We start from the raw sequence: 25311 nt of genomic DNA, 5'->3' as shown, positions 1-25311 counted from the left end.
CCCGCGTCGAGCCGCACCGGCAGCCGATGATCACTCGAACATACGAAGGGCCCCTCACCGCTCGGGGTGAGGGGCCCTGCCGGACCGGCTGACGGACGGTCAGGGCCGGGTCGCGCGCTCCAGGGCGAGGAGCACCGATCCGTAGCTCCGGCCCGTCGCCCGGTCCATCCCGATCTCGCACATCCGGTTGGCCGAGAGGTGCGCGTCGAACGGCCGGGCCGTGACCTCCGCCGCCTCTCGGGCCGTCGCCGAGGCCGTCAGCTCCGGATGCAGCATGCCCCGGTCGCCGGCGAAGGCGCAGCAGCCCGCGTCGGCGGGGACGACGACCTCCTCCGCGTAGGCCCCGGCGAGCTCGGTGAGCTTCTCCTCGTCGCCCAGGTGCCGCATCGAGCAGGTCGGATGGACCACGGCCGAGGCGACGCGGCGCCGCACGTCGAGCCGGGGGAGCAGCTCGTCCGCCGCCCACACGAGCGAGTCGAGCACGGTCAGTTCGGCGTGCAGCTCCCGGTTGTCCTCCGTCAGGTACGGCACCACCTCGTGCGCGATCCCCAGGGTGCACGAGGAGGCGTCCACCACGAGCGGCAGTCTTCCGCCGGCCGTCCAGCCCCAGGCGGCCTCGACGATCCGGTTCGCCATCACCTCGTTGCCCCGCTCGTACCCCTTGGAGTGCCAGATCGTCGCGCAGCACGTCCCGGCCACGTCGTCCGGGATCCACACCGGCCGCCCGGCCCGGGCGGACACCGCGACGACGGCCTCCGGGAGCGAGGGCCCCCGCTCGCCGTCCGGGTTGCCGAAGACGCGGTTCACGCAGGCCGGGTAGTACACGGCGACCGCCGCCGGACGGTGGGTGCGGGGCAGCCGCCGCGCCGCCGCGCCCGGGATCTCCGGCAGCCACTCCGGTACGAGGTCGGGGCGTACGGCCTTGCGCGCGAGACCGGTCACCGATTCCAGGACCCGGTCGCCGATCCGGTCCGCGGCGGCGACCGCGAGCCGCGCCGAGGCCTCCACCGCGCGGAAGTTCCGGGCGGCCAGGGCGGCGATCCGCTCCTCGCGCGGCGAGTGCCGCTCGTGCCGGAACTCCTTCATCAGCGCCCCCGTGTCGATCCCGACCGGGCAGGCCAGCTTGCAGGTGGAGTCGCCGGCGCAGGTGTCGACGGCGTCGTAGCCGTACGACTCCAGGAGTCGGGCCTCGACGGGGGAGCCGTCGGACTGGCGCATCATCTCCCGGCGCAGCACGATCCGCTGGCGCGGAGTGGTCGTCAGATCGTGGCTGGGGCAGGTCGGTTCGCAGAAGCCGCACTCGATGCACGGGTCGGCGATCCGCTCCACCGCCGGGATCGTCTTCAGGCCGCGCAGATGGGCCTGCGGGTCGCGGTCGAGGACGATCCGCGGGGCGAGCACACCGTCCGGGTCGATCGCCTCCTTGACCCGCCACATCAGCTCGGTCGCCCGCGCCCCCCACTCCAGCTCCAGGAAGGGCGCGATATTGCGTCCGGTGGCGTGCTCCGCCTTCAGCGAGCCGTCGAAGCGCTCCACGGTCAGCTTGCAGAACTCGTCCATGAAGGCCGCGTACCGCTGGACGTCGGCGGGGTCGGCCGCGTCGAAGGCGAGCAGGAAGTGCAGGTTGCCGTGGGCCGCGTGGCCCGCCACCGCCGCGTCGAAACCGTGCCGGGCCTGGAGCCCGAGCAGCGCCTCGCAGGCCTCCGCGAGCCGCTCCGGCGGCACCGCGAAGTCCTCGGTGATCAGGGTCGTACCGGAGGGCCGGGAGCCGCCGACCGCCGTCACGAAGGCCTTGCGGGCCTTCCAGTAGCCGGAGATCCGCTTCGGGTCGCGGGTGAACGCGTTCTCCACGGACGCCACCGGGGCGACCGGCGCGAGCCCGTCGAGCACGGCCTCCGCCGCCCGCTCGTACGCGTCGAGGGCCGCCGGGTCCGGGGCCCGGAACTCGACCAGGAGCGCCGCCGTGTCCTTCGGCAGCTCCGCCCAGTCGGCGGGCACCCCCGCCACGCTCACCGAGGCCCGCAGCGTGTTGCCGTCCATCAGCTCGACGGCGAGCGCCCCGGCCTCGTTGAACAGGGGCACGGCCGCGGCGGCGGCCGGCAGCGAGGGGAAGAACAGCAGGGCCGTCGAGACCTCGCGGTCCAGCGGCAGGGTGTCGAAGACGACCTCCGAGATGAAGCCGAAGGTGCCCTCGGAGCCGACCATCAGACCCCGCAGGATCCGCACCGGGCTGTCGCCGTCGAGGAAGGCGTCGAGCCGGTAGCCGTTGGTGTTCTTGATGGTGTGCTTGGCGCGGATCCGCGCGGTCAGCTCGGCGTCCGCCTCGATCTCCGCCTTCAGTGCCATCAGCTCCGCGCACAGCCTCGGCTCGGCGCGCGCCAGCTCCTCGTCGGCGTCAGGGTCCGCCGTGTCGACCACGGTCCCGCTCGGCAGGACGACGGTGAGGGAGGCGACCGTCCGGTACGAGTTCCGGGTGGTGCCGGCCGTCATGCCCGAGGCGTTGTTGGCGACGACCCCGCCGATCGTGCAGGCGACCGCGCTGGCCGGATCGGGCCCCAGGACCCGCCCGTGCGGGGCGAGGGCGGCATTGGCCCGCACCACCGTGGTGCCGGGCCGGATCCGGGCCCGGGCGCCGCCGTCCAGGACCTCGACGCCCACCCAGTGGCGGCGCACGTCGACGAGGATGTCCTCGCCCTGCGCCTGCCCGTTGAGACTGGTCCCGGCCGCCCGGAAGACCACCTCGCGGCCCTTGCCGTGGGCGTACGACAGGACGGCGGAGATGTCGTCGATGTCCTCGGCGACCACGACGACCTGCGGGACGAAGCGGTACGGGCTCGCGTCGGAGGCGTAGCGCACCAGGTCGGAGATCTTCGACAGGACCTTCCCTGGCCCGAGGAGCTCGGTGAGCTCCTCGCGCAGCCGCCGCGGCGTGCCCCGGGCCTGGAGATCCGGCACGCGGTCCGGGGCGGGGGTCCGCTTCGTACCGGGACGGAGTGCCCGCGGGTCGGGCTCGAGCAGCGGCATGTCACGGCTCCCCTTCGGCGCGTCCCCGCACCCGACGGGTCAGCAGCCGCGCTCCGGGCCGGGGTCGACCAGGGCGGACAGCAGACCTTCGAGCACCTCGCGCTGATCGACGGTCAATGGAGCAAGGATGTCCTCTGCGGCGGCCCGGCGCGCGCTGCGCAGCTCACGCAGCGTGGCGCGGCCCGCGTCGGTGAGCTCGATCCGGACCACCCGGCGGTTGTTCGGGTCGGGCACCCGGCGCACCCGGTCGCCCGCCTCCAGTCCGTCGACGAGACTGGTCACGGCCCTCGGGACGACCTCCAGACGGGCCGCGAGATCGGCCATCCTGGGCGGCTCGCCGAAGTGCGCGACGGTGCGCAGGAGCCGGGACTGCGCGGGTGTGATGCCGACCGGCTCCAGATGGCGCTTCTGGATGCGGTGCAGGCGCCGGGTGAGCCGCAGCAGCTGCTCGGCGAGGAGGCCGTCGGTGTCGGTCCCGCTCGGCCGGTCGGTCCCGCTCGGTCGCTCGGAGCCGCGCGGACGGTCGGAGGTGCTCATACGGGAACAATATCAGGACCATGTTCATTGTGAGTATAGGTAACAGTGAGCTATGCTCCGATGGAATCGTCTACCTTCGAAGGAGCCCATGCGCCCCCACGACCAGTCCGACTGGACGCCCCCGCCCCGCGACTCCGGCCAGCCCAAGGAGCCCGCCCAGGTGCGGCGGATCCTTCGGCTCTTCCGCCCCTACCGCGCGCGCCTCGCGCTCGTCGGCCTCCTGGTCGGCGCCGCCTCGCTCGTCTCGGTCGCCTCGCCGTTCCTCCTCCGGGAGATCCTGGACACCGCCATCCCCCAGGGCCGCACCGGGCTGCTCAGCCTGCTCGCCCTCGGCATGATCGCCACCGCCGTCCTGACCAGCGTCTTCGGCGTGCTCCAGACCCTCATCTCGACCACCGTCGGCCAGCGCGTCATGCACGACCTGCGCACCGGGGTCTACGAGCAGCTCCAGCGGATGCCGCTCGCCTTCTTCACGCGCACGCGTACCGGCGAGGTGCAGTCCCGCATCGCCAACGACATCGGCGGCATGCAGGCGACCGTGACCTCCACGGCCACCTCCCTCGTCTCCAACCTCACCGCCGTCGTCGCGACCGTCGTCGCCATGCTCGCCCTCGACTGGCGCCTCACCCTCGTCTCGCTGCTCCTGCTGCCCGTCTTCGTCTGGATCAGCCGGCGCGTCGGCCGCGAGCGCAAGACGATCACCACCCAGCGCCAGAAGCAGATGGCGGCCATGGCCGCGACCGTCACCGAGTCCCTCTCGGTCAGCGGCATCCTCCTCGGCCGCACCATGGGCCGCGCCGACTCGCTGACCAAGTCCTTCGCCGAGGAGTCCGAGCGCCTCGTCGACCTCGAAGTGCGCTCCTCCATGGCGGGGCGGTGGCGGATGTCGACCATCGGCATCGTCATGGCCGCGATGCCCGCCCTGATCTACTGGGCCGCCGGCATCGCCCTCGGCTCGGGCGGCTCGGAGATCTCGCTCGGCACGCTCGTCGCCTTCGTCTCGCTCCAGCAGGGCCTCTTCCGGCCCGCCGTCAGCCTGCTCTCCACCGGCGTGCAGGTGCAGACCTCCCTCGCGCTCTTCCAGCGCATCTTCGAATACCTCGACCTGCCCGTCGACATCACCGAGCCCGACGAGCCGGTCCGGCTGCCGAAGATCCGCGGCGAGGTCTCCTTCGAGAAGGTCGAGTTCCACTACGACCCCGAGGGACAGGGCCGCCCGACGCTTGACGGCATCGACGTGACCGTCCCCGCCGGCGGCAGCCTGGCCGTCGTCGGCCCCACCGGCTCCGGCAAGTCCACCCTCAGCTACCTCGTTCCCCGGCTGTACGACGTCACCGGCGGCCGCGTCACCCTCGACGGGGTCGACGTGCGCGACCTGGACTTCGACACCCTCGCCCGCGCCGTCGGCGTCGTCTCCCAGGAGACCTACCTCTTCCACGCCTCCGTCGCGGACAACCTCCGCTTCGCCAAGCCGGACGCCACCGACGAGGAGATCGAGGCCGCCGCGCGCGCCGCCCAGATCCACGACCACATCGCCTCGCTGCCCGACGGGTACGACACCCTCGTCGGCGAGCGCGGCTACCGCTTCTCGGGCGGCGAGAAGCAGCGCCTCGCCATCGCGCGCACCATCCTGCGAGACCCTCCGGTCCTGATCCTCGACGAGGCGACCAGCGCCCTCGACACCCGGACCGAGCACGCGGTGCAGCGGGCCATCGACGCCCTGTCGGCCGGCCGCACCACGATCACCATCGCCCACCGGCTCTCCACCGTCCGCGACGCCGACCAGATCGTCGTCCTGGAGGGCGGCAGGATCGCCGAGCGCGGGACGCACGAGGAGCTCCTCGCCCGGGACGGGCGGTACGCGGCCCTGGTCCGCCGGGACGCCCGTACCGAACAGGCGAACGTGGGAGCGGTTGTTCCCCAGAACGTGTGATCGTTCCGGGATTCGTTGCCCGACTCCCGTGCGGCATCGGAAGATTACGGAGTGCGAGCGAAGGGCTGCAGACCGCGACCGCACCGTCCCACTGATGTACCTGCACAAGGAGAAGCACCACCATGAACGTCATCACCGATCTGCTCGCCGGCGTCCTCCACTTCCTGGGCTGGCTCGTCTGACGAACGCAGTGCCCGGCGCCGTCGGTCCCCCGTCCCAGGGGGCCGGCGGCGCCGCCGCGTGCGCGGTTCCCCGGATTCGCGCACGGACCGGGTTAGCGTGCGCCCATGACGTACCGGCCGTCCTCCCCGTACGCACCCCCGCGCCGCCCCCGCCGTCCCTCCCTGCCCCGGCCTCCCCGCCGCACACGCCTGCCACGGACTCCCCGTCGGGCGCGTCTCACCCGGCGCGGGCGGCTCGCGCTGCTGCTCGGAGCCGTCCTCACCGTGGCCGGCGCCGTCACCGTCCCCCTCCTGCTCAGCCAGGACGAACCCGCCGTCGAACAGCCCCGCAGCCTCCTCGTCCCGGAGGGCTGGCGGGCCGGCCAGGTCTACACGGCCGTCGACCGGGCACTCCATCTGCCCGAGGGCACCACGCGCAAGGCCGCGACCGGGCCCGGCGTCCTCCCGTTGCCCGCCGCGGCCCGCGGCAACCCCGAGGGCTACCTCTTCCCCGCGACCTACCCCGTGCTCTCGACCACCACCCCGACGGCACTGCTGCGCTTCATGGTGGACACCGCCGGCAAGCGCTACGGCGCGGGGCGGATCGTCGAGGGCGCGCGGGCGCGCGGACTCAGCGTGTACGAGACGGTCGTCGCGGCCAGCATCGTGCAGGCCGAGGCCGACAACCCCGAGGACATGGCGAAGGTCGCCCGCGTCGTCCACAACCGGCTCGACCAGGGCATGCCGCTCCAGATGGACTCGACCCTCAACTACGCCCTCGGCCGGACCACGGTCGACACCAGCCTCGCGGACACGAAGTCCCGGAGCCCGTACAACACGTACGCCCGCAAGGGCCTGCCGCCGACGCCCATCGGCAACCCGGGGGACGAGGCGATGGACGCGGTGATCCGCCCGGCGGACGGCGACTGGCTCTACTTCGTCACGGTCGCCCCGGGCGACACCCGCTTCACCGCCGACTACGCGGCCCACCAGGCGAACGTGGCCGAGTTCAACGCCAACCGGAGCGCGGGACAGCGCTGAACAGGCAGGTCAGACGGCCGGAGCAGGGGCGGCCTGGTCGAGGTCGTGGCCGAGGAGGCGGCGGATGTCGGAGACGGCCGCGCGGCCGGCCCGGTTGGCGCCGATCGTCGAGGCCGAGGGGCCGTAGCCGACGAGGTGGACGCGCTCGTCCCGTACCGCGCGTGTGCCCTCCACCTGGATGCCGCCGCCCGGCTCCCGCAGCCGCAGCGGCGCCAGATGGTCGATCGCCGCCCGGAAACCGGTCGCCCACAGGATGACGTCCACATCGACCGTCCGGCCGTCGTCCCAGGCCACCCCCGTCGGGGTGATCCGGTCGAACATCGGCAGCCGGTCCAGGATCCCGCGCGCCCTGGCCGCCCGGATCGCGTCGTTGAGGGGGAGCCCGGTGACGGAGACGACGCTCTGCGGCGGCAGCCCGCGCCGCACCCGCTCCTCCACGAGGGCGACCGCCGCGCGGCCCTCCACCTCGCCGAAGGGCCCCTCGCGGTAGACGGGCTCGCGCCGGGTCACCCAGGTCGTCTCCGCGGCCACCTCGGCGATCTCCATGAGGTGCTGGGTGCCGGAGGCCCCGCCGCCGACGACGAGCACCCGCTTCCCGGCGAACACCTCGGGCCCCGGGTACCGGGCGGTGTGCAGCTGGCGGCCCCGGAAGGTCCCCTGGCCGGGGTAGCGCGGCCAGAACGGCCGGTCCCAGGTGCCGGTCGCGTTGATCAGGGCCCGCGTCGCGTAGACGCCCTCCGAGGTCTCGACCCGCAGCCGCCCGTCCTCGCCCTCCCGGACGGCGGTCACGTCGACGGGCCGGTGGACCCGCAGGTCGAAGGTCCGCTCGTACGTGTCGAAGTACGCGCCGATCACCTCCGAGGAGGGCCGCGCGGGATCGGCACCGGTCAGCTCCATGCCGGGCAGCGCGTGCATCCCGTGGACCTTGCCGTACGTGAGGGACGGCCACCGGAACTGCCAGGCGCCGCCCGGTTCGGGGGCGTGGTCCAGGACGACGAAGTCCCGGTCCGGCTCCAGGCCGGTGCGCCGCAGGTGGAAGGCGGCGGAGAGCCCCGCCTGTCCGGCGCCGATGACGACGACGTCGACCGTCCTGACCTCTTCGAACCCGAAATCGTTCACGCTTCCACCAACCGGGGCGGGGGTGAGGTTCTTCCCACCCCCGCCGGCCGGAGGCCTACCGCCCGCCCGGCACGAGCAGCGGCGCGCCGCCCGGGGCCGAGGCCGGGCGGCCGTTCGCGGCCGGGACGCCGAGCAGCGGGGAGGCGGGCGCCGAGGGCAGCAGCCCGCGCGCCGCGAGCTCGGGCGTCACGCCCTCGCCGAACCAGTACGCCTCCTCCAGGTGCGGGTACCCGGACAGGACGAAGTGCTCCACGCCCAGATCGTGGTACTCCTCGATCCGGTCGGCGACATCGGCGTGGCTGCCGACCAGCGCGGTCCCGGCCCCGCCCCGTACCAGACCGACGCCCGCCCACAGGTTCGGCGAGATCTCCAGCCGGTCGCGGTCGAGCGAGCCGCCGCCGTGCAGCGCGATCATCCGCTGCTGGCCGACCGATTCGCTCCGGCCGAGGAGTTCCTGCGCCGCGGCGACGGTCTCCGCGTCGAGATCGGACAGCAGCCGGTCGGCCGTCGCCCAGGCCTCGCGCGCCGAGTCGCGGGAGATCGTGTGCAGCCGGATCCCGAACCGGACCGTGCGGCCGCGCTCCTCCGCGAGCCGCCGGATCCAGTCGATCTTCTCCTTCACCTGCCACGGCGGCTCCCCCCACGTCAGGTACACGTCCGCGTGCTGCGCCGCGACCGGGCCGGCCGCCGCGGACGATCCGCCGAAGAAGATCTCGGGCAGCGGGTCGGGCGGCAGGGCGGTGAGCCCGCCCTCGATCCGGAAGTGCTCGCCGTCGAAGTCGTACGGCCGCCCGCCCCACACGCCCCGCACCACCGAGAGGAACTCGGCCGTGCGCGCGTACCGCCGGTCGTGGTCGAGGTGGTCGCCGAAGCGCCGCTGCTCGGCCGAGTCGCCGCCGGTCACGACGTTGAGCAGGAGCCGGCCCCGGGTGATCCGCTGGTACGTGGACGCCATCTGGGCCGCGAGCACCGGGGAGATCACCCCCGGCCGGAACGCCACCAGGAACTTCAGCCGTTCGGTGTGCTGGGCCAGGGCGACCGTCGTCAGCCAGGCGTCCTCGCACCACGTGCCGGTCGGCGTCAGCACGGCCTCGAAGCCCAACTGCTCGGCCGCCTTGGCGATCTGGACGAGGTAGTCGATGTCGGGGGCGCGGACCCCGGACACGGCCCGGTCCCGGGTGATCCCGCCGTCCGTGTAGGCGTGCCGGTCGACGAGGGTCCGGCCGTCGCCGCCGGTCGGCAGGAACCAGTGCAGATGGACGGTCATCAGGAGGCCTTTCCGTAGCTGCGCGCCGGGGTCGTGGACGGCGGCAGGTCCTTGTTGAAGCGGGTGTCGACGTAGTCGGCGAAGCGGAACGTGTGCGGGATCAGCTTCAGTTCGGCGAAGGTGTCGGCGATCTGCTGCTCGGAGGCGATCGCCGCGTCGTCGAGGGCCACGGGGACACGGGTGCCGTTGCTGCGCTTCACGGCGGCCAGGGCCACCTCGTACGGCAGACCGGTCTCCTTCGCCCAGACCTTCGCCCACTCCTCGGGGTGGTCGAACACCCAGCCCTGGGCGCGGCGCAGCCGCTCGACGAAGTCGCCGATCGCCCGCGCCTTCTCCCTGTCGGCGAGGGCCGAGGGGGCGGCGACCTGGAAGCCGAGGCCGTTGACGAGGCCGCGCCCGTCGGTCAGCACCCGGCCCTTGCCGCTGAGCAGGACCTGGGAGGTGTACGGGTCCCAGACCGCCCAGGCGTCGACCTTGCCGCTGGTGAACGCGGCCAGGGCGTCGGCCGGCTGGAGGAGGCTGAGCCGGACGTCGGACAGCCGCAGGCCCGCCTCCCGGAGCGAGGCGATCAGCTGGAAGTGGGCGGAGCTCCCCTGGGCGACGGCGACCTTCTTGCCCTTCAGGTCCCGCGCGGTGCGCAGCGGGGAGTCCTTCGGGACGAGGATCGCCTCGCCCGCGGAGTCGCCGTGGGTCGACGCGACCACGGTGATCTTCGAGCCGGCTCCGGCGGCGAAGACGGGCGGGGTGTTGCCGACGGAGCCGACGTCGACGGCCTTGGCGTTGATCGCTTCGAGGAGCGGTGGGCCGGAGGTGAACGTCGACCACTTCACCCGGTACGGGAGGTCGTCGAGCTCACCGGCGGCACGCAGCAGGGCCTCGTGGCCGCCCTTCTGGTCGCCGACGTTCAGGACGAGGGAGCCCTTGCCGTCGGAGTTCGAGGCCTCGCCCGTGGCGGAGGCGCCGGAGCAGGCGGAGGCGAGCAGGGCGAGCGGCACGAGCAGCGCGGCGGCGGACAGTCGGATGGACTTCATGGATGTCTCCTCGGGGACGGTGGGGATGCAGGGGTCAGGCGGCCGCGTGCCCCGCGAACTCCGCGTCGGACACGCCGAGTTCGGCGAGCAGCTGGGTGCGGAGCGCGGCGAGTGCGGGATCGCCGGGGGAGCGGGGCCGGTCGAGGTCGACGGCGGTGTCGTAGGCGATCACGCCGTCCCGCATGACCAGGGCGCGGTCGGCGAGCAGCAGCGCCTCGTCCACGTCGTGCGTGACGAGCAGGACCGTGCAGCCGCGCCGCTGCCACAGCTCGGCCACGAGCCGCTGGGCCTTGATCCGCGTCAGCGCGTCGAGCGCGCCGAACGGCTCGTCGAGCAGCAGCAGGTCCGGATCCCGTACCAACGCCCTGGCCAGCGATGCGCGTTGGGCCTCACCGCCCGACAGGGTCTTCGGCCAGGCTCCCGAGCGGTGGTCGAGCCCCACCTCCGCGAGCGCCTTCTCCGCCACCGCCCGGCCGGGCTTCCCCGGCAGCCCGAGCAGGACGTTCCGCCAGACCCGCTTCCAGGGCATCAGGCGCGGCGCCTGGAAGGCCACCGCGCGGCGGCGCGGCACGAGGACGGTGCCGGAGATCTCCCGGTCGAGCCCCGCGAGGATCCGCAGGAGCGTCGACTTGCCGCAGCCGCTGTGTCCCAGGAGTGCCGTGAACTGCCCGGCGCGGAGGGTCAGATCGAGCCCGTCGACGACGGGACGCCCGTCGAAGGAGCGGGTGAGGCCCTGGACGGTCACTGCCCCGTGAAGGTCGGTCGCCATTGCAGCAGCAGCCTTTCGAGAGTACGGACGACGGCGTCGGCCAGCAGGCCGAGGAAGGCGTAGACGACGAGGCAGACGACGATCACGTCCGTGCGGAAGAACTCCCGCGCCTGGTTCATGAGGAAGCCGATCCCGGCGTCGGCGTTGATCGACTCGCCGAAGACGAGGGCGAGCCAGGCCGTCGCCAGGGAGTACCGAAGGCCGGTCATCGCCCCGGGCAGCGCGCCCGGCAGGACGACGTGCCGGACCAGACCCCACCGGCCGAGCCCCAGGGACTCGCCGGCCTCGACGAGCTGGGCGTCGACGCCGCGGATCCCGGCGTACACGTTCAGATAGAGGTGGAAGGCGACGCCGAGGGCGATGAGCGCCACCTTGGGGGCCTCCCCGATGCCCAGCCAGATGATGAACAGCGGGATGAGCCCCACCCACGGGACCGTCCGCAGCATCTGTACGGGAGCGTCGACGAGGTCCTCGCCGAGCCGTGAGAGCCCCGACACCAGGGCGAGCGCGATCCCCACCACCCCGCCGAGCAGCAGCCCCGCGGCGACCCGCCGCAGTGAGACGCCCATCGCGGTCGGCAGCGTCCCGTCCCGGGCCAGTTCGCCGGCGGCCCTGGCGATGGTCCCCGGGGAGGCCAGCACGTCCGCCGGGAGCACCCCGGCCGCACTGCTCGCCTGCCAGAGGACGAGCAGCAGGACGGGCCCCACGGCCCGGCGCAGCCAGCGCGGAACGGCCGGGCCGCGACCCGGCCCCCGGGCGGGGGTCAGGGACTCGACGTCCGGCAAAGGCGATATGTCGGGCGGGGCGGAGGGAGGGGCATGGTCGACCGTCATGACGGACTCCGGGGAGAGGGAGGTGAAGGTACGCGTCAGCGCCCGTGGGCGCGGAGCGGACACGCGCGCACGGCGATCAGGGCCTCAGCGGAGGCGGGGGTGCAGGTGAAAGGGCGTCAGCGGCCGCGGCGACACGCGGCGGAGGCCACCCGCAGCAGGTCGATGTGACCGCGCGTGGTGAGCAGGGCTGTACGCAACATGGCGCGAAGGTAGCGGCCGCCACGCGCCCGGTCAACGGTGTCTCGGACGCTGGACGCGCGAGCCTCGCGCCCGGAACCGACGTGGGGCCGTGCTCCGCACGTCCTCGCCCGCGGAACCGACGTGGGGCCGTGCCCCACACGTCCTCGCCCGCGGAACCGACGTGCGACCGTGCCCCGTACGTGATCACCACGCTCTAGTCTCCAGCTGACCAGAGGCGTTTCACGACGGGGGACAGAACATGACGTACGGGCGCGCGGTGATACCCGCATTGATCGGCGGGCTGCTGCTCACCGCACTCCTGTGGTGGGCAGGGGCCACCGCGGACGCGCTGCACCTGCCCGGCAGCGGCGACCAACTGGGCGGCGCCGAGCGGGTCGCCGAGCTCCGGAGCTGGCTGACCCCGTGGGCGTACGACCCGCCGGCCTTCCTCGACGCCGGCGCGATGGCGTCCGGCTACGTAGGGGACACCATGGGTGACGACAACCGCTCCTCCTACAACGGCCTGTACACGACCGGGCTCCAGATCCGGTACGGCGCCGTCCTCGTCGCCTACGTCCTCGGCGCCCTGCTCCTGGTCCGCAGGCTGCCGCCGGTGCGCGGGCGCACCACCGCCGCGTTCCTGGCGCTGTGGGCCTGGGGCGCGGTGGCCGGGGCCCTGGCGCTCGCCGTGTCCGCCCCGTGGCTCATCGCCTCGACGGGGCACGGCAGTTACCGCTTCCTGCCCCAGCTGGCGAGCGTGATCGCCTCCGGACGCCAGCTCCCCGTGGCCGTCGGGCTCTTCGCGGCGGGGGCGACCGTCCTCGTCGCACGGATCACCGCCAAGGGCGCGGATCCCCTGCCGCGCGCGGACGTCCCGGCACGCGCCGCGAGGCTGGCCGCCACCGCGGGCACGGCCGTGATCGCGCTGTCCGTCGTGCTGCTCTCGTACCACTCGGCCGCCGCCGCCCTCCAGGAGCTCTCCCCGGACGGCGGGTTCCTCTCCGAGCCGGGCGACCTGCTGCGCCAGTGGCTGCTGCTCGGCGCCTGGTCCGGCCCGGAGGGCGGCCCGCTCGGCGAGTGGCTCCTCTACCGCGCCTCCGACGTCCTCCTCCTCGTCGTCGTGTGGTGGGCCCTGCGCGCGCTCCCCGGGCTCCTCACCCGGGCCACGCTCCCCGCCATGGCGGCCGGCGCGGTCTGCGCCACCGTCCTCGGCCTCCTCGCGAGCCAGCTCCTCCGGATCGCCGTCGTGCAGGCGGGCCCCCAGCAGGGCATGCTCTACCTCTCCGCCGGCATCGGGAACGGCGTCCCGGCCGCCCTCACCTTCGGCCTCGCCGCGGGCGCCGTCGCCACCGCGGTCCTCCGGCTCACGCTGCGGGGCGCGCCGCACGCCGCGGCCTAAGCTGCCGTACGGCACAGGTCCCGACCCAGGAGCGCACCCCATGAACGACCGCGACCGGCAGCACCCCTACCCCGACGCGTTCCGGCCGGACGAGGCGCCCGCGCCGCACGCGCTGCTCGCGCCGGTGACCTGGCTGCTCGGGACCTGGGCGGGGCGGGGGCGCGGCGGCTATCCCTCGCTCGCCGAGGAGTTCGCGTACGAGCAGGAGGTCACCTTCAGCCATGACGGGCGCCCCTTCCTGCACTACGAGGCCCGGGCCTGGCTCGTCGACGAGGCCGGCACCCCGCTGCGGCCCTCGGCCCGGGAGAGCGGCTGGTGGCGGCTGCAGCCCGAGGGCCGCGTCGAGGCGCTGATCACCCAGCCCACCGGCATCGCGGAGATCGCCGTCGGTCACGCGGACGGCACCACCGTCGACCTCACCACCCACGAGGTCGCCCTCGCCCCCACCGCCAAGCAGGTCGACGCCACCCGCCGCCGCTACACGCTCACCGGCGAGGACACCCTCGACTTCCTCCACGACCTGGCCGCCGTGGGCCGGCCGCTCCAGCACCACCTCGCCGTACGGCTGCGCCGCGAAAGCCGGAGCTGACGCCCGAACCTGCACAATACGGGGGTGAGCGATGACGACCCGTACCTGTGGCTGGAAGAGATCTCCGGCGAGGCCGCCCTCGCGTGGGTGGCCGAGCGGAACGCCGAGACGGCGGACGTGCTGGCCGCCGACGCCGGGTTCGCCCCGCTGAAGGCGCGCGTGAGGGAGGTGCTCGACGCCTCGGACCGCATCCCGTACACCACGCGGCGCGGCGCCCACCTCTACAACTTCTGGCGCGACGCCGAGCACGTGCGCGGCGTGTGGCGGCGTACGACCCTGGAGCAGTACCGCAAGGACGCGCCCGAGTGGGAGGTCCTCCTCGACGTCGACGCGCTCGCCGCCGCGGAGGGCGAGAAGTGGGTCTGGGACGGGGCGCGGGTGCGCCGCCCCGCCTACGACCGGGCCCTGGTGCGGCTGTCCCGGGACGGCGGCGACGCCGTCGTGGTCCGCGAATTCGACCTCGCCACAAGGGAGTTCGTCGAGGACGGCTTCCGGGTGCCGGAGGCGAAGACGCGGATCGGCTGGATCGACGACGACACCGTCTTCGTCGGCACGGACACCGGTCCGGGTTCGCTGACCGACTCCGGCTACCCGCGCACGGTCCGCCGCTGGCGGCGCGGCACGCCGATCGAGGAGTCCGAGCTCGTGTACGAGGCGGAGGACGGCGACGTGTCGGCCTGGGGGTACCGCGACGACACCCCCGGCTTCGAGCGGGACTTCGTCGGCCGCTCGCTGGACTTCTTCCGCAGCGAGACGTACCTCCTGGAGCCCGACGGCACGACCGTACGGATCGACGTCCCCGACGACGCCCTCGTCCACGCCCACCGCCGGCACCTGCTCGTCACCCTGAAGTCCGAGTGGCTCGGGCAGCCGACCGGCTCCCTCCTCGCGTTCGGCTTCGACGCCTTCCTCGCCGGCGACCGCACCCCCGAGGTGCTGTTCACCCCGGACGCGCGGACGGCGCTCTCCGGGCACTCCTGGACCCGGCACCATCTGATCCTGGAGACGATGCGGGACGTCAGCACCCGCATCGAGGTCCTCACCCCCGGCACCGACGGCGCCGGCTGGACGCGCACCCCGCTCGTCGGCGTCCCGGCGCTCTCCGCCGTCGGTGTCGTGGACACCGACCCGGACGTCTCCGACGAGTACTTCCTCGACGTGTCCGGCTTCCTCCAGCCGTCCAGCCTCCACCGCGGGCACATCGGCGGCGACACGGAGGTCCTCAAGCAGGCACCCGACCGCTTCGACACCGCCGGGCTCACGGTCGAGCAGTACTTCGCGACCTCGGCCGACGGCACCCGCGTGCCGTACTTCGTCATCGGCCCCGACCACGCCGTCACCGGCCCCGGACCCACCCTGCTCTACGGCTACGGCGGCTTCGAGGTCTCCCTCACCCCCTACTACGGCGCCGTCACCGGCCGCGCCTGGCTGGAGGGCGGCGGCACGTACGTCCTCGCGAACATCCGCGGCGGCGGCGAGTACGGACCGGACTGGCACCAGGCCGCGCTCCGCGCGGACCGGCCGCGGGCCTTCGAGGACTTCGCGGCCGTCGCCCGCGACCTCGTCGCCCGGGGCATCACCACCCCGGACCGGCTCGGCGCCTCCGGCGGCAGCAACGGCGGCCTGCTCATGGGCGCGATGCTCACCCGCTACCCGGACCTCTTCGGGGCGATCGTGGCGCAGGTCCCGCTGCTCGACATGACCCGCTTCCACAAGCTCCTCGCGGGCGCGTCCTGGATCGCCGAGTACGGCGACCCGGACGACCCGGCCGACCTCGCCCACCTGCGCGAGCTGTCCCCGTACCACCGGCTCACGGCCGACCGGAAGTATCCGCCGGTGCTCCTGATGACCTCCACCCGCGACGACCGCGTCCACCCCGGCCACGCCCGCAAGACGGCGGCCCGGCTGCGGGAACTCGGCCACCCGGTCCTGTTCCACGAGAACACCGGAGGCGGCCACGCGGGCGCCGGCGACAACGAACAGGCCGCCCACAACAGCGCCCTCGTGCACACCTTCCTCAGGCGACACCTGACCTGAGGCCCTACAGCCACCCCTGGCGCTGCGCCTGCAGCGCCATCTGGAAGCGGCTCGTGGCGCCCAGCCGGGCCATCAGGACCTGGATCCGGCGGAAGAGCGTACGGCGACTGACCCCGATCTCCCGGGCGATGACGTCGTCGCTCGCGCCGCCCGCGAGGAGCCAGAGGAGCCGGCGGTCGGCGGGCAGCAGTCCGGCGGGCAGCACGCCCGCCGGACGGGCCGTGCGGCCGTGGAACGGCAGAGCACTCCGCCAGGTCTGCTCGAACAGGGCCACGAGCGCGGAGAGGAGCCCGCAGGGCTGCACGACCAGCATCGTGTTGTGCACGTCGGCCTCCCTGATCGACAGCGACACCAGCGCGTACGCCTCGTCGATGATCATCAGCTTGACCGGGAGCTGCGGCAGCACCCGGGCCTGCTCGCCCGCCTCGATGCACGGCTCGATGACCGTCCGCATCTTGTCCGGGTGCTCCAGGGACGCCTGGGAGTAGATGACCCGCTGCGTCACCCCCCGCGCCAGCGTCGCGAGCGCGTCGTCCGTCGAACCCGGGATGGGCGTGTACGGAGGAGTGTCGAACTGCCGGATCTGCTCACGGGCGCTCGCCCAGGCCTGCCGGCTCCGGGGGCCGATCGCGTCACCGGTCACGACCTCCACCAGATCGTCGTTGTACGCGGCGAGCCGCTGCCGCCGGAACGACTCGAAGGCACCCCCCACGGTGATCCGCGACTCGTCGAGCTCGGCCGCCCGGTGCCGGCCCAGAATCTCCAGACCCGCCGCCGGAGGCACCGGCGCCACCAGGTCGGGGCCCTGCGCCGCCGGGCTCGCCAGGCCCGCGTCGACCAGCTCCCCGTACGCCGCCGACAGCTCCGCGCCGCCGATGCCGGCCGCGGCACCGATGGCGTCGAGGGGCGCGGGGCCGAGGTCCAGGAGCCGGACGTAGACCCGCCGGGCCTCGTCCCCGATCCCCAGGAGCCGGAGCGCCTCACCGAGCTTCTCGTTCGCCATGGAGCGCATTATCGGCCCGCCCCGGACGCTCCCGCCGCCCGGGGTGTGGCCGATCCGTGCCACTGGCCGATCCGGGCACCCGGCGGGCCGACGGCGCAGTACCGTCCGGGTGCCGCCGAGACCCGGCGGCCCAGAAAGAATCCGGAAGAAGGTGCAGGACGTGGCGAAGGGTCGCAAGAACGGCCTCTACAACGGCGTCTCCGAGGAGCTCTCCGCTCTGATGCGGACGGGGTGGGCGGACACCGAGCGGCACGATCTCGAACCGGCCGAGCAGGCCCCGTACGCGGCCGCCCGCCGCGCCGCGCTCTCCGCGCTCTTCCCCGGCGAGCGCCTCATCGTCCCCTCGGGCAACCTCAAGGTCCGCTCCAACGACGACACCTACCCGTTCCGCCCGTACTCCGGCTATGTGCACATGACCGGCGACCAGGCCCGCGACGGCGCGCTCGTCCTCGAACCCCGCGCCGACGGCGGCCACGACGCCTACTGCTACCAGCTGCCCCGCGACAGCCGCGACAACGACGAGTTCTGGATCGGCTACACCGCCGAGCTGTGGATGGGCCGCCGCCGCTCCCTCGCCGAGGCCGAGACCGTCCTCGGACTGCCCTGCCGCGACGTCCGCACCATCACCGAGGACCTGGCCGCCGGCTCCGGCCTGCCGACCCGCATCGTCCGCGGCATCGACCAGGCCCTCGAAGCCGCCGTCACCACCGACGAGGACGGCGACGCCGAGCTGGAGGGGGCGCTCAGCGACCTCCGCCTCGTCAAGGACGCGTGGGAGCTCGGCGAGATGCGCAAGGCGGTGGACTCCACCGTCCGCGGCTTCACCGACTGCGTCGCCGAGCTCTCCCGGGCGATCGCCTCCTCCGAGCGGTGGATCGAGGGCACCTTCTTCCGCCGGGCCCGCCTGGAGGGCAACCACGTCGGCTACGGCTCGATCTGCGCCGCCGGCGACCACGCCACGATCATGCACTGGACCGACAACGACGGCCCGGTGCGCCCCGGCGAGCTGCTCCTCCTCGACGCCGGCGTCGAGACGCACTCCCTCTACACCGCCGACGTCACCCGCACCCTGCCCATCAGCGGCACCTTCAGCCCCGTCCAACGGCAGGTGTACGACGCGGTGTACGAGGCCCAGGAGGCCGGCATGGCCGCGGTGAAGCCGGGCGCCCCGTACCGCGACTTCCACGAGGCCTCCCAGCGCCACCTGACGGCCCGCCTCGTCGAGTGGGGCTTCATCGAGGGCCCCGTCGACCGCGCCTACGAGCTCGGCCTCCAGCGCCGCTTCACCATGGCCGGCACCGGCCACATGCTCGGCCTGGACGTCCACGACTGCGCCCAGGCCCGCACGGAGGAGTACGTCGACGGCGTCCTCGAACCGGGCATGGTGCTCACCGTCGAGCCCGGCCTGTACTTCCAGCCGGACGACCTGACCGTGCCCGAGGAGTGGCGCGGCATCGGCGTCCGCATCGAGGACGACCTCGTCGTCACCGAGGACGGCCACGAGAACCTGTCGGCCGGACTGCCGCGCTCCGCCACCGAGGTCGAGGCGTGGATGGCCCGGTTCGCGGGCTGAGCGTCCGTCGCGCCCACGCGGGGCCGGCCACGCGCACGCGTGGGGCCGGCCCCGCGTGTCGTGAGGGGGGACGGAGTCCGTACACATGTCTGTCTCTCGTGCGTCCGAACGAGAGAAACAGGCTCGGATGTTCACCGATTCAGGTGACAGCGGACGAGGCGAAACGTCCCTCCCCTCGGCGGGGCGGCCACGCTCGACGTGACACATGGAGCCACCCTGTGGAGCGTCCGATGCAGTTGATCCCCCGTCATGACCCGTACCTCGCCGTCCGCTCGACCGGCGGTCACACGGTCGCCGCCCTCCGGGGCGAGCTCGACCTCGTCCTGGTGCGGCACCTGCGGCCCGAGCTCGACGCCCTCGTCCGGGAGTCCGAAGCCCTGACCGTCGACATCCGGCGCCTCACCTTCTGCGACGCCACCGGGCTCGGACTCCTCGCCCACTGCGCCGGGCGCGTGCACCGGCGCGGTGCGCGCTGGCGGCTCGTCTGCGACCAGCCGTGGATCCTCCGGCTCATCCGGCTGACCGAACTGAACGACGTCCTCCGGCCCGAGGCGGGACCACCGGATCTCCTCGATGAACCGGATCTCCTCGACGAGCCGGATCTCCTCGACGATGCGGATGTCCTCGATCAGCCGGACGCGGTCGGCCGACTGGACCCGGTCGGGCGGTCGGGCCCGGTCGGGCGGCTGGATCCTGTCGAGCGGCTGGATCCGGTGGGCCTTGCGGCCCCGGTCGGTCAGTCGGCCCCGCCCGCCGCGATCGTTCCGCTTCCCGTCGAGCCCGGGGTGACCAGACCCGTCTCGTAGGCGGCGATCACCGCCTGGGCCCGGTCCCGCAGGCGCAGCTTCTGGAGGATGCGGGCGACGTGGGTCTTCACCGTCGCCTCGCTCAGCCGGAAGCGCGCCGCCAGTTCGGCGTTGGTGTGGCCGCGCGCCAGGGCCTCCAGGACCTCCAGCTCGCGCGGCGTGAGCGTGGCCAGTTCGCGGTGCGGGGCCGCCGTCCGCGGCCCCGTCCCCGCACCGGACGTGGCGAAGCGCTCGACCAGGCGCCGCGTGATCGCGGGGGCGAGCAGCGCGTCCCCGGAGCGGACGAGCCGGACCGCCGCCGTCAGGTGCTCGGGGGTGACGTCCTTGAGCAGGAAGCCGCTCGCGCCCGCCGCCAGCGCCGCGTACACGTACTGGTCGAGGTCGTACGTGGTGAGGACGACGATCCTCGGCGGTGTCGCCGTCTCGTCGGCGAGGATGCGGCGCGTGGCCTCCAGGCCGTCCGTGCCGGGCATCCGGATGTCCATCAGGACCACGTCCGGCCGGGTCCTGCGGACCGCCGACACGGCGGCGTCCCCGTCGGCGGCCTCCGCGACCACGTCGATGCCGTCGGCGGCCAGGATCATCCGGAAACCGGTCCGCACCAGCGCCTGGTCGTCGACGATCACCACGCGCGGAGCGTCGGCCACGGTCACGGAACCTCCCACGGAATCACCGCACGGACCCGGTACCCGCCGTGCGGGCGGCTGCCCGCGTCGAGCGTACCGCCGTACACCGCGAGCCGTTCCCGCAGTCCGAGCAGCCCGTGGCCGCCGCCCGGCTCCGCCGTCCGCAGCCGCCGGCCGCCCGTGTCCGACACCTCCACGCACAGCCGGTCCGCCGCGTACTCCACCGTCACCGACACCCGCGCGCCCGCCGCGTGCTTCACCGCGTTCGTCAGCGCCTCCTGCACCACCCGGTACGCGGCCAGGTCCACACCCGCCGACAGCTCCACCGGGACGCCGCGCACCGCCACCTCCACCGGCACCCCCGAGGAACGCACCCGGTCCGTCAGCTCCGTCAGCCGGTCCAGACCCGGCTGCGGGGCGAGCGCCACGTCCGCCGCCGGATCGGGACCGTCCGCGGCCATCGTCAGCAGCCCCATCACGTGCCGCAGTTCCGACATCGCCGTCCGGCCGGCCGCCTCCACGGCGAGCATCGCCTCCCTGGCCAGGTCGGGGGAGGTGGCGAGGACCGTGCGCGCCGCACCTGCCTGAATCGTCATCATGCTCACGTTGTGGGTGACCACGTCGTGCAGCTCCCGCGCGATCCGGGACCGCTCCGCCTCCACCGCCCGGCGCAGCGCCGCCTCCTGCTCCTCCCGCAGCGCCCGCTCCCGCTGCCGCCACAGATGGACGCCGTGCGAGGCGAGCGCGAGCGGCAACAGGACGAGGACGGGCACCAGGTCGCTGTCGACGGCCGGGACCAGCGGGAACACCGCGTACAGCAGGGCGCCGGCCAGGAGCGAGGCGACCACCGACTTGCGGTGCGGGCTGTACATGGCCGCGCTGTAGGCCGCGACGAGCCCCGAGGCGAAGGTCATCCGCGTGGCGTCGTCGGCGGCGTCCCCCAGGTGCAGGACCACCGTGGCGGCCATCACGACCCAGTAGACGGACAGCGGGAAGCGGCGCCGCAGCACCAGGGGCAGCGCGGTCAGCACCGCCGCCGCCAGCTCCCAGGCGTCCACCGGCGGCAGCACGTGCTCCACGGCGGGCACCGGGCGCGGGCCGTCCGGAGACCCCGGTAGGTCCGGCGGCGCGGGCGGGGTCGGGAGCTGCCCCGGCACCCGGATCTTGCTTCCGGCCAGGTCGGGCCGGAGCTCCACGTACGAGCGGTTCATGTTCCCGACGAGGGTGGCGACCGTGAGCGACAGGGCGAGGAGCCCGTCGGCCAGCCACGACCAGCGCGACAGCGGGGGCGGCGCGCCGATGGTCCGCGACCCGCGCACCCGGGCCATGAAGTCCTCGTACCTGATCACCGCTGCAGTCTGCCAAGCGCGCGCGTGGACGCGAATCGCCCCGGAGGACCAGGGTCCCGTCCCCACGGTGTACATCGCGCGGATGACCCGCCCGCGCCTCCGCCGCACACGGTACGGATCTTCGCCACCACGGCCGACGCGCCCGGCGAGGGCCGCTCCTAGCGTCGGTGCGAACCCGCCCGCCCCCCAGCCCTGGAGGCACCGTGACGCCACTCGAAGCCGAGCCGCTCATCGACCTGAGCGAGGTCGGCAGGACGTACGACGAGGGGCCCGCCGCGCTCGCCGGGCTGAACCTGCGCGTGGCGCGCGGGGAGGCGCTCGCCGTGCTCGGCCCCTCCGGCAGCGGCAAGTCGACCCTCCTCAACCTCCTCGCCGGCCTCGACCGGCCCAGCACCGGCCGGGTGACCGTCGACGGGCTCCGCGTCGACGCGCTGAGCGAGGCGGCCTCCGCCCGCTACCGGCGCGACCGCATCGGCATGGTCTTCCAGTTCTTCCACCTCCTCGACGACCTCACCGTCCTCGACAACGTGCTGCTGCCCGCCCAGCTCGCCGGCGCGGCCCGCGGCCGGGCGGCGGCACGCGCCGCCGAACTCCTCGAACGGCTCGGCGTCGCCCGCCACGCGCGCGTGCACCCCGGGCGCCTCTCCGGCGGCGAGCGGCAGCGCGTCGCCGTCGCCCGCGCCCTGATGAACCGGCCGCCGCTGCTCCTCGCCGACGAACCCACCGGAGCGCTCGACACCGCGTCCGGCGCGGACGTCCGCGACCTCCTGCGCGGACTCAACGCCGAGGGGCAGACGATCGTCCTCGTCACCCACGACCTCGCGCTCGCCGAGGCCTGTGCGACGCGCACGATCGAACTCGTCGACGGCCGCATCACCCGCGACGTCCCGGCGGTGGCCCGATGAGCCCGCGCTCCGTCCCCGGGAGCCCGAGCGGAGCGCGGCCCGTCACCACGACCCGCGGAGCCGCGGGGCGCGGGGGAGGGGCCCTCGGCCGGGTCGTACGGGCCGGGGTCGGGCGGCGACGTACGCAGACCGCCGTCATGGTCCTGACCACGCTGCTCGCCGTCGCCTCCGCCGTCCTCGCGCTCGGTCTCCTCGTCGCCTCGGGCGCGCCCTTCGACCGGGCCTTCGCCCGGCAGCACGGCGCCCATCTGACCGTGCGGTTCGACGGTTCCGCCGTCACCCCGGAGCGGCTCGCCGCCACCGCCCGGGCGTCCGGAGTGGCCGCCGCCGCGGGCCCGTTCACCGTCACCTCCGTGCGCCTGAGCGCCGACCGGGCGGCCCCGCCGGGCTTCGCACCGCCCCCGCTGACGGTCGTCGGCCGGGCCTCCGCCGCCGGGCCCGTGGACGCGGTGACGCTGACGGAGGGCCGGTGGGCCACGGCTCCCGGGGAGATCGTCCTGGAGCGGGGATCCGAACTGCCGAACGCGGGCCCGGGGGCCCGAATGACCGCCGGCGGCGTCACCCTCACCGTGGTCGGCATCGCCGAGTCGGCCGGCGAGAGCGCCGACGCCTGGGTCGTACCCCGGCAGCTCACCGCGCTCGCCGGAGGACGGCCGCCCGCGCTCCAGATGCTGTACCGGCTCACCGCCGCCGACACCGCCGCCGACGTGACGGCCGGACAGAAGGCCGTCACCGCCGCCGTACCGGCCGGGGCGGTCACGGGCGCGCGCTCGTACCTCGACGTGCGGGAGACCGCCCGCGCGTCCGCGGCCGCCTTCGTGCCCTTCGTCACCGCGTTCGCGCTCCTCGGGCTCGCGATGTCGGTGCTCGTCATCGGCATCGTGGTGAGCGGCGCCGTCGGCGCCGCGACCCGCCGGATCGGGATCCTCAAGTCCCTCGGCTTCACCCCGTTCCAGGTGGGACGCGCGTACGTGGCGCAGGCATTGATCCCGGGCACCGCCGGGGCCGTGCTCGGCGTCGCCCTCGGGAACGTGCTCGCCGTGCCCCTCATGGCGGAGGTCGCCGAGGTGTACGGGACGAGCGAGATCCTCATCCCCCTCTGGGTGGACCTCCTCGTCCCGGCCGGCGGGCTCGCCCTGGTGGCCGCCACCGCCTTCGGGCCAGCCCTGCGCGCGGCCCGGCTGCCCACCGCGTCGGTCCTCCGCCTCGGCCCCGCCACGGGCGGCGGCCGTGCTCGGGCGATCCGCGGCCTGTTCGGGCGGCTGCCCCTGCCCCGGCCGGTCACCCTGGGACTCGCCGCGCCCTTCGCCCGCCCCGCACGGGCGGCGAGCACGGCCGCGGCGGTGACCTTCGGAGCCCTCGCGGTGACCCTCGCCGTGGGCCTCGGCAGCACGCTCGTCGCCGTCAAGGCCGACGGGGACCCGGACCGCGGCGGCGACGTCACCGTCCACACGGTCTCCCGGCCCCGGGAGAACCCCGGCGGCCCGGCGCCGCTGCCGGGCAGGCCCGCCGACCCGGCCGCCGTGGCGGCGGCGATCGCCGGACTCCCCGGGACCGGCTCGGTGTACCGCACGGCCCGCACCGAGCTGGACGTGGCCGGGCTCAAGGGCGGCGCGCCCCTCGTCGCCTACGAGGGGGACACCGCCGGCAGCCGCCACACGATGGTCTCCGGGCGCTGGTTCGGGGCCCCGGGGGAGGCCGTCGCGGCCACCCGGTTCCTGCGGGCCACCGGGCTCCGCATCGGGGACACGCTCACCCTCTCCGAGCAGGGCCGCACGGCCCGGGTCCGGCTCGTCGGCGAGGTCTTCGACCTGGGCGACGACGGCATGACCCTGCGCACCGCGGCGGCGTCCGTGGCCGCGCTGGGCGCCCGCTACCAGCCCGCCGACTTCGCGGTGACCGTCACCGGGGGCACGGACGCGGCGCGCTACGCGGAGCGCCTCGACGCCGCCGTGGCACCGCTCGGGGCGGAGGCCGCCGTCACCGAGGGCGGCAAGTCGAGCGTCATCCGGGCGATGCAGGCCCTGATCGTCATGCTCACCCTGATGCTGGTCGCCGTCGCCTCCCTCGGCGTCCTGAACACGGTGGTCCTCGACACCCGCGACCGCGTCCGTGACCTGGGCGTCTTCAAGGCCCTGGGGATGACCCCGCGTCAGACGGTCGCGCAGGTCCTCACCTCCGTCGCGGCCATCGGCCTCGTGTCGGGTCTCGTCGGCGTGCCGCTCGGCGTGGCCCTGCACGGCCGGGTGATGCCGGCGATGGGCCGCGCGGTGGGCACCACGATCCCGCCCGCCGACATCGACGTGTACGGCACGCCGCTGCTCGTGCTCCTCGCGACGGCCGGCGTGGTGATCGCGACGGCCGGCGCCCTGCTCCCGGCGGGCTGGGCGGCCCGTACGGCCACGGCGCGGGCGCTGCGGGCGGAGTAGGGGTGGGCGCCTTCCCCCGGGGCCGGAGCCGGACCCGCGGCCGGGGGCGGGTCCGGGAGCGCCGCCGTCCCGCCTCCCCGGCCGTCCCGCCACCCCTGCGCGATACCGTCGCCGCATGTCTGAAGTCCGGTTGACCACGCCCTCCTTCCTCGTGCTCGGCATCATCGACAAACTGGGCGAGGCCAGTCCGTACGACGTGAAGGTGGAGGCCGCTCGGACGGTGGCCCCGTTCTGGTCGATGCCGCACGCGCAGGTGTACGCGCAGTGCGACCGGCTCCTCGAGGCGGGGCTGCTCTCGGAGGTGCGGCAGCCCGGCGGCCGCAACCGGCGCCTGATGAGGCTCACGGAGGAGGGGACGGCCGCGCTGCGCGGCTGGCTGGCCGACCCCGCCTTCGTCCCGGTCGAGGCCCGTGAGCGGGGCATCCTCAAGCTGTGGTTCGGCGCCAGCCCGCGCGTCCACGCCCCGGTCCAGATCGACGAGCACCGCAAGACCCTGGACGCGTACGAGGGCCTCGCGGACGAGGTCGGCGAGCTGCTGACGCGCGGGCAGCGCGAGGCGCTGGAGTTCGGCATCCGCTATGAGCGGATGATGGTCGATTTCTGGCAGTGGGTGGAGAGCCGCGAGCCCTGAGTCCGTCAACGACGGCTTGTTACCGACCGGTTGACCCCGGCCGGCTCTCGCCCTACCTTCCTCCATAGT

The 25311-nt window shown here is 74.2% G+C and carries 20 protein-coding genes; 10 read left to right on the top strand and 10 right to left on the bottom strand.

What is annotated here, in order from left to right; all coding sequences use genetic code 11:
- Positions 1-99: 99 nt before the first annotated feature.
- Together ACWGN5_RS02305 and ACWGN5_RS02300 are read right to left on the bottom strand one after the other, a co-directional pair.
- Positions 100-3024 carry an FAD-binding and (Fe-S)-binding domain-containing protein gene (locus tag ACWGN5_RS02305; protein ID WP_453510723.1) on the bottom strand — a complete coding sequence of 975 codons (2925 nt, stop codon included), beginning with the start codon at positions 3022-3024 and terminating at the stop codon, positions 100-102.
- A 39-nt stretch (positions 3025-3063) separates the two neighbouring features.
- Positions 3064-3561 carry a MarR family winged helix-turn-helix transcriptional regulator gene (locus ACWGN5_RS02300; RefSeq protein ID WP_453510722.1) on the bottom strand — a complete coding sequence of 166 codons (498 nt, stop codon included), beginning with the start codon at positions 3559-3561 and terminating at the stop codon, positions 3064-3066.
- Between the two features lie 88 nt (positions 3562-3649).
- Between ACWGN5_RS02300 and ACWGN5_RS02295 the strand changes: the two genes are divergently transcribed.
- Together ACWGN5_RS02295 and mltG are read left to right on the top strand one after the other, a co-directional pair.
- Positions 3650-5494 carry an ABC transporter ATP-binding protein gene (locus tag ACWGN5_RS02295; protein WP_453510721.1) on the top strand — a complete coding sequence of 615 codons (1845 nt, stop codon included), beginning with the start codon at positions 3650-3652 and terminating at the stop codon, positions 5492-5494.
- Positions 5495-5781: 287 nt separating this feature from the next.
- On the top strand, positions 5782-6696 hold the full coding sequence (gene mltG, locus ACWGN5_RS02290) for an endolytic transglycosylase MltG (RefSeq protein WP_453510720.1): 915 nt from the start codon (positions 5782-5784) through the stop codon (positions 6694-6696).
- Positions 6697-6705: 9 nt separating this feature from the next.
- Here the strand turns inward: mltG and ACWGN5_RS02285 are convergent, their stop codons facing one another.
- Genes ACWGN5_RS02285 through ACWGN5_RS02265 form a run of 5 tightly spaced genes read right to left on the bottom strand, consistent with a single transcriptional unit; the run spans position 6706 to position 11715 of the window.
- Positions 6706-7815: an NAD(P)-binding domain-containing protein gene (locus tag ACWGN5_RS02285; protein WP_453510719.1), complete on the bottom strand. Its 1110-nt coding sequence runs from the start codon at positions 7813-7815 to the stop codon at positions 6706-6708.
- 55 nt (positions 7816-7870) lie between these two features.
- On the bottom strand, positions 7871-9082 hold the full coding sequence (locus ACWGN5_RS02280; RefSeq protein WP_453510718.1) for an LLM class flavin-dependent oxidoreductase: 1212 nt from the start codon (positions 9080-9082) through the stop codon (positions 7871-7873).
- Positions 9082-10113: an ABC transporter substrate-binding protein gene (locus tag ACWGN5_RS02275; RefSeq protein WP_453510717.1), complete on the bottom strand. Its 1032-nt coding sequence runs from the start codon at positions 10111-10113 to the stop codon at positions 9082-9084. Before ACWGN5_RS02275 ends, ACWGN5_RS02280 begins: the two co-directional genes overlap by 1 nt.
- A 34-nt stretch (positions 10114-10147) precedes the next feature.
- Positions 10148-10882 (bottom strand): ABC transporter ATP-binding protein, encoded by a 735-nt coding sequence (locus ACWGN5_RS02270; protein WP_453510716.1) that lies wholly within the window; start codon positions 10880-10882, stop codon positions 10148-10150.
- Positions 10855-11715, bottom strand: coding sequence for an ABC transporter permease (locus tag ACWGN5_RS02265; protein ID WP_453510715.1), 861 nt, complete (start codon positions 11713-11715; stop codon positions 10855-10857). Before ACWGN5_RS02265 ends, ACWGN5_RS02270 begins: the two co-directional genes overlap by 28 nt.
- A gap of 439 nt (positions 11716-12154) precedes the next feature.
- Between ACWGN5_RS02265 and ACWGN5_RS02260 the strand changes: the two genes are divergently transcribed.
- From ACWGN5_RS02260 to ACWGN5_RS02250, 3 genes are read left to right on the top strand one after another with little or no spacing between them, the layout of a single operon-like run.
- Positions 12155-13294 (top strand): hypothetical protein, encoded by a 1140-nt coding sequence (locus ACWGN5_RS02260; protein WP_453510714.1) that lies wholly within the window; start codon positions 12155-12157, stop codon positions 13292-13294.
- 40 nt (positions 13295-13334) lie between these two features.
- The gene (locus ACWGN5_RS02255) at positions 13335-13883 is read left to right on the top strand and encodes an FABP family protein (RefSeq protein WP_453510713.1); all 549 of its coding nucleotides are present in this window, start codon (positions 13335-13337) and stop codon (positions 13881-13883) included.
- Between the two features lie 24 nt (positions 13884-13907).
- Entirely contained in the window at positions 13908-15920 is a 2013-nt protein-coding gene (locus tag ACWGN5_RS02250) for a prolyl oligopeptidase family serine peptidase (protein WP_453510712.1), read from the top strand.
- A gap of 4 nt (positions 15921-15924) precedes the next feature.
- Here the strand turns inward: ACWGN5_RS02250 and ACWGN5_RS02245 are convergent, their stop codons facing one another.
- Positions 15925-16923, bottom strand: coding sequence for a LuxR family transcriptional regulator (locus ACWGN5_RS02245; protein ID WP_453510711.1), 999 nt, complete (start codon positions 16921-16923; stop codon positions 15925-15927).
- A gap of 160 nt (positions 16924-17083) precedes the next feature.
- Between ACWGN5_RS02245 and ACWGN5_RS02240 the strand changes: the two genes are divergently transcribed.
- Both ACWGN5_RS02240 and ACWGN5_RS02235 read left to right on the top strand, forming a co-directional pair.
- On the top strand, positions 17084-18496 hold the full coding sequence (locus tag ACWGN5_RS02240; RefSeq protein WP_453510710.1) for an aminopeptidase P family protein: 1413 nt from the start codon (positions 17084-17086) through the stop codon (positions 18494-18496).
- A 230-nt stretch (positions 18497-18726) separates the two neighbouring features.
- Positions 18727-19302: an STAS domain-containing protein gene (locus ACWGN5_RS02235; protein WP_453510709.1), complete on the top strand. Its 576-nt coding sequence runs from the start codon at positions 18727-18729 to the stop codon at positions 19300-19302.
- On the opposite strand, the gene ACWGN5_RS02230 is transcribed toward ACWGN5_RS02235, so the two are convergent.
- A complete protein-coding gene (locus ACWGN5_RS02230) occupies positions 19233-19949 on the bottom strand; it encodes a response regulator (protein WP_453510876.1) in 717 nt (238 codons plus the stop codon). The genes ACWGN5_RS02235 and ACWGN5_RS02230 overlap by 70 nt on opposite strands.
- A gap of 2 nt (positions 19950-19951) precedes the next feature.
- A complete protein-coding gene (locus ACWGN5_RS02225) occupies positions 19952-21277 on the bottom strand; it encodes a sensor histidine kinase (RefSeq protein ID WP_453510708.1) in 1326 nt (441 codons plus the stop codon).
- 203 nt (positions 21278-21480) lie between these two features.
- On the opposite strand from ACWGN5_RS02225, the gene ACWGN5_RS02220 reads away from it, so the two are divergent.
- The 3 genes from ACWGN5_RS02220 (at position 21481) to ACWGN5_RS02210 (ending at position 25242) form a co-directional block, all read left to right on the top strand.
- On the top strand, positions 21481-22182 hold the full coding sequence (locus ACWGN5_RS02220) for an ABC transporter ATP-binding protein (protein WP_453510707.1): 702 nt from the start codon (positions 21481-21483) through the stop codon (positions 22180-22182).
- The gene (locus ACWGN5_RS02215) at positions 22179-24611 is read left to right on the top strand and encodes an ABC transporter permease (protein WP_453510706.1); all 2433 of its coding nucleotides are present in this window, start codon (positions 22179-22181) and stop codon (positions 24609-24611) included. Before ACWGN5_RS02220 ends, ACWGN5_RS02215 begins: the two co-directional genes overlap by 4 nt.
- 115 nt (positions 24612-24726) lie before the next feature.
- Positions 24727-25242, top strand: a complete 516-nt coding sequence (locus tag ACWGN5_RS02210; RefSeq protein WP_453510705.1) for a helix-turn-helix transcriptional regulator — start codon at positions 24727-24729, stop codon at positions 25240-25242.
- The last annotated feature ends 69 nt before the right edge of the window (positions 25243-25311 follow it).

The sequence above is a fragment of the Streptomyces sp. NPDC055815 genome (assembly GCF_053616475.1).
This window is presented reverse-complemented; position numbering and strand designations above follow the sequence as displayed.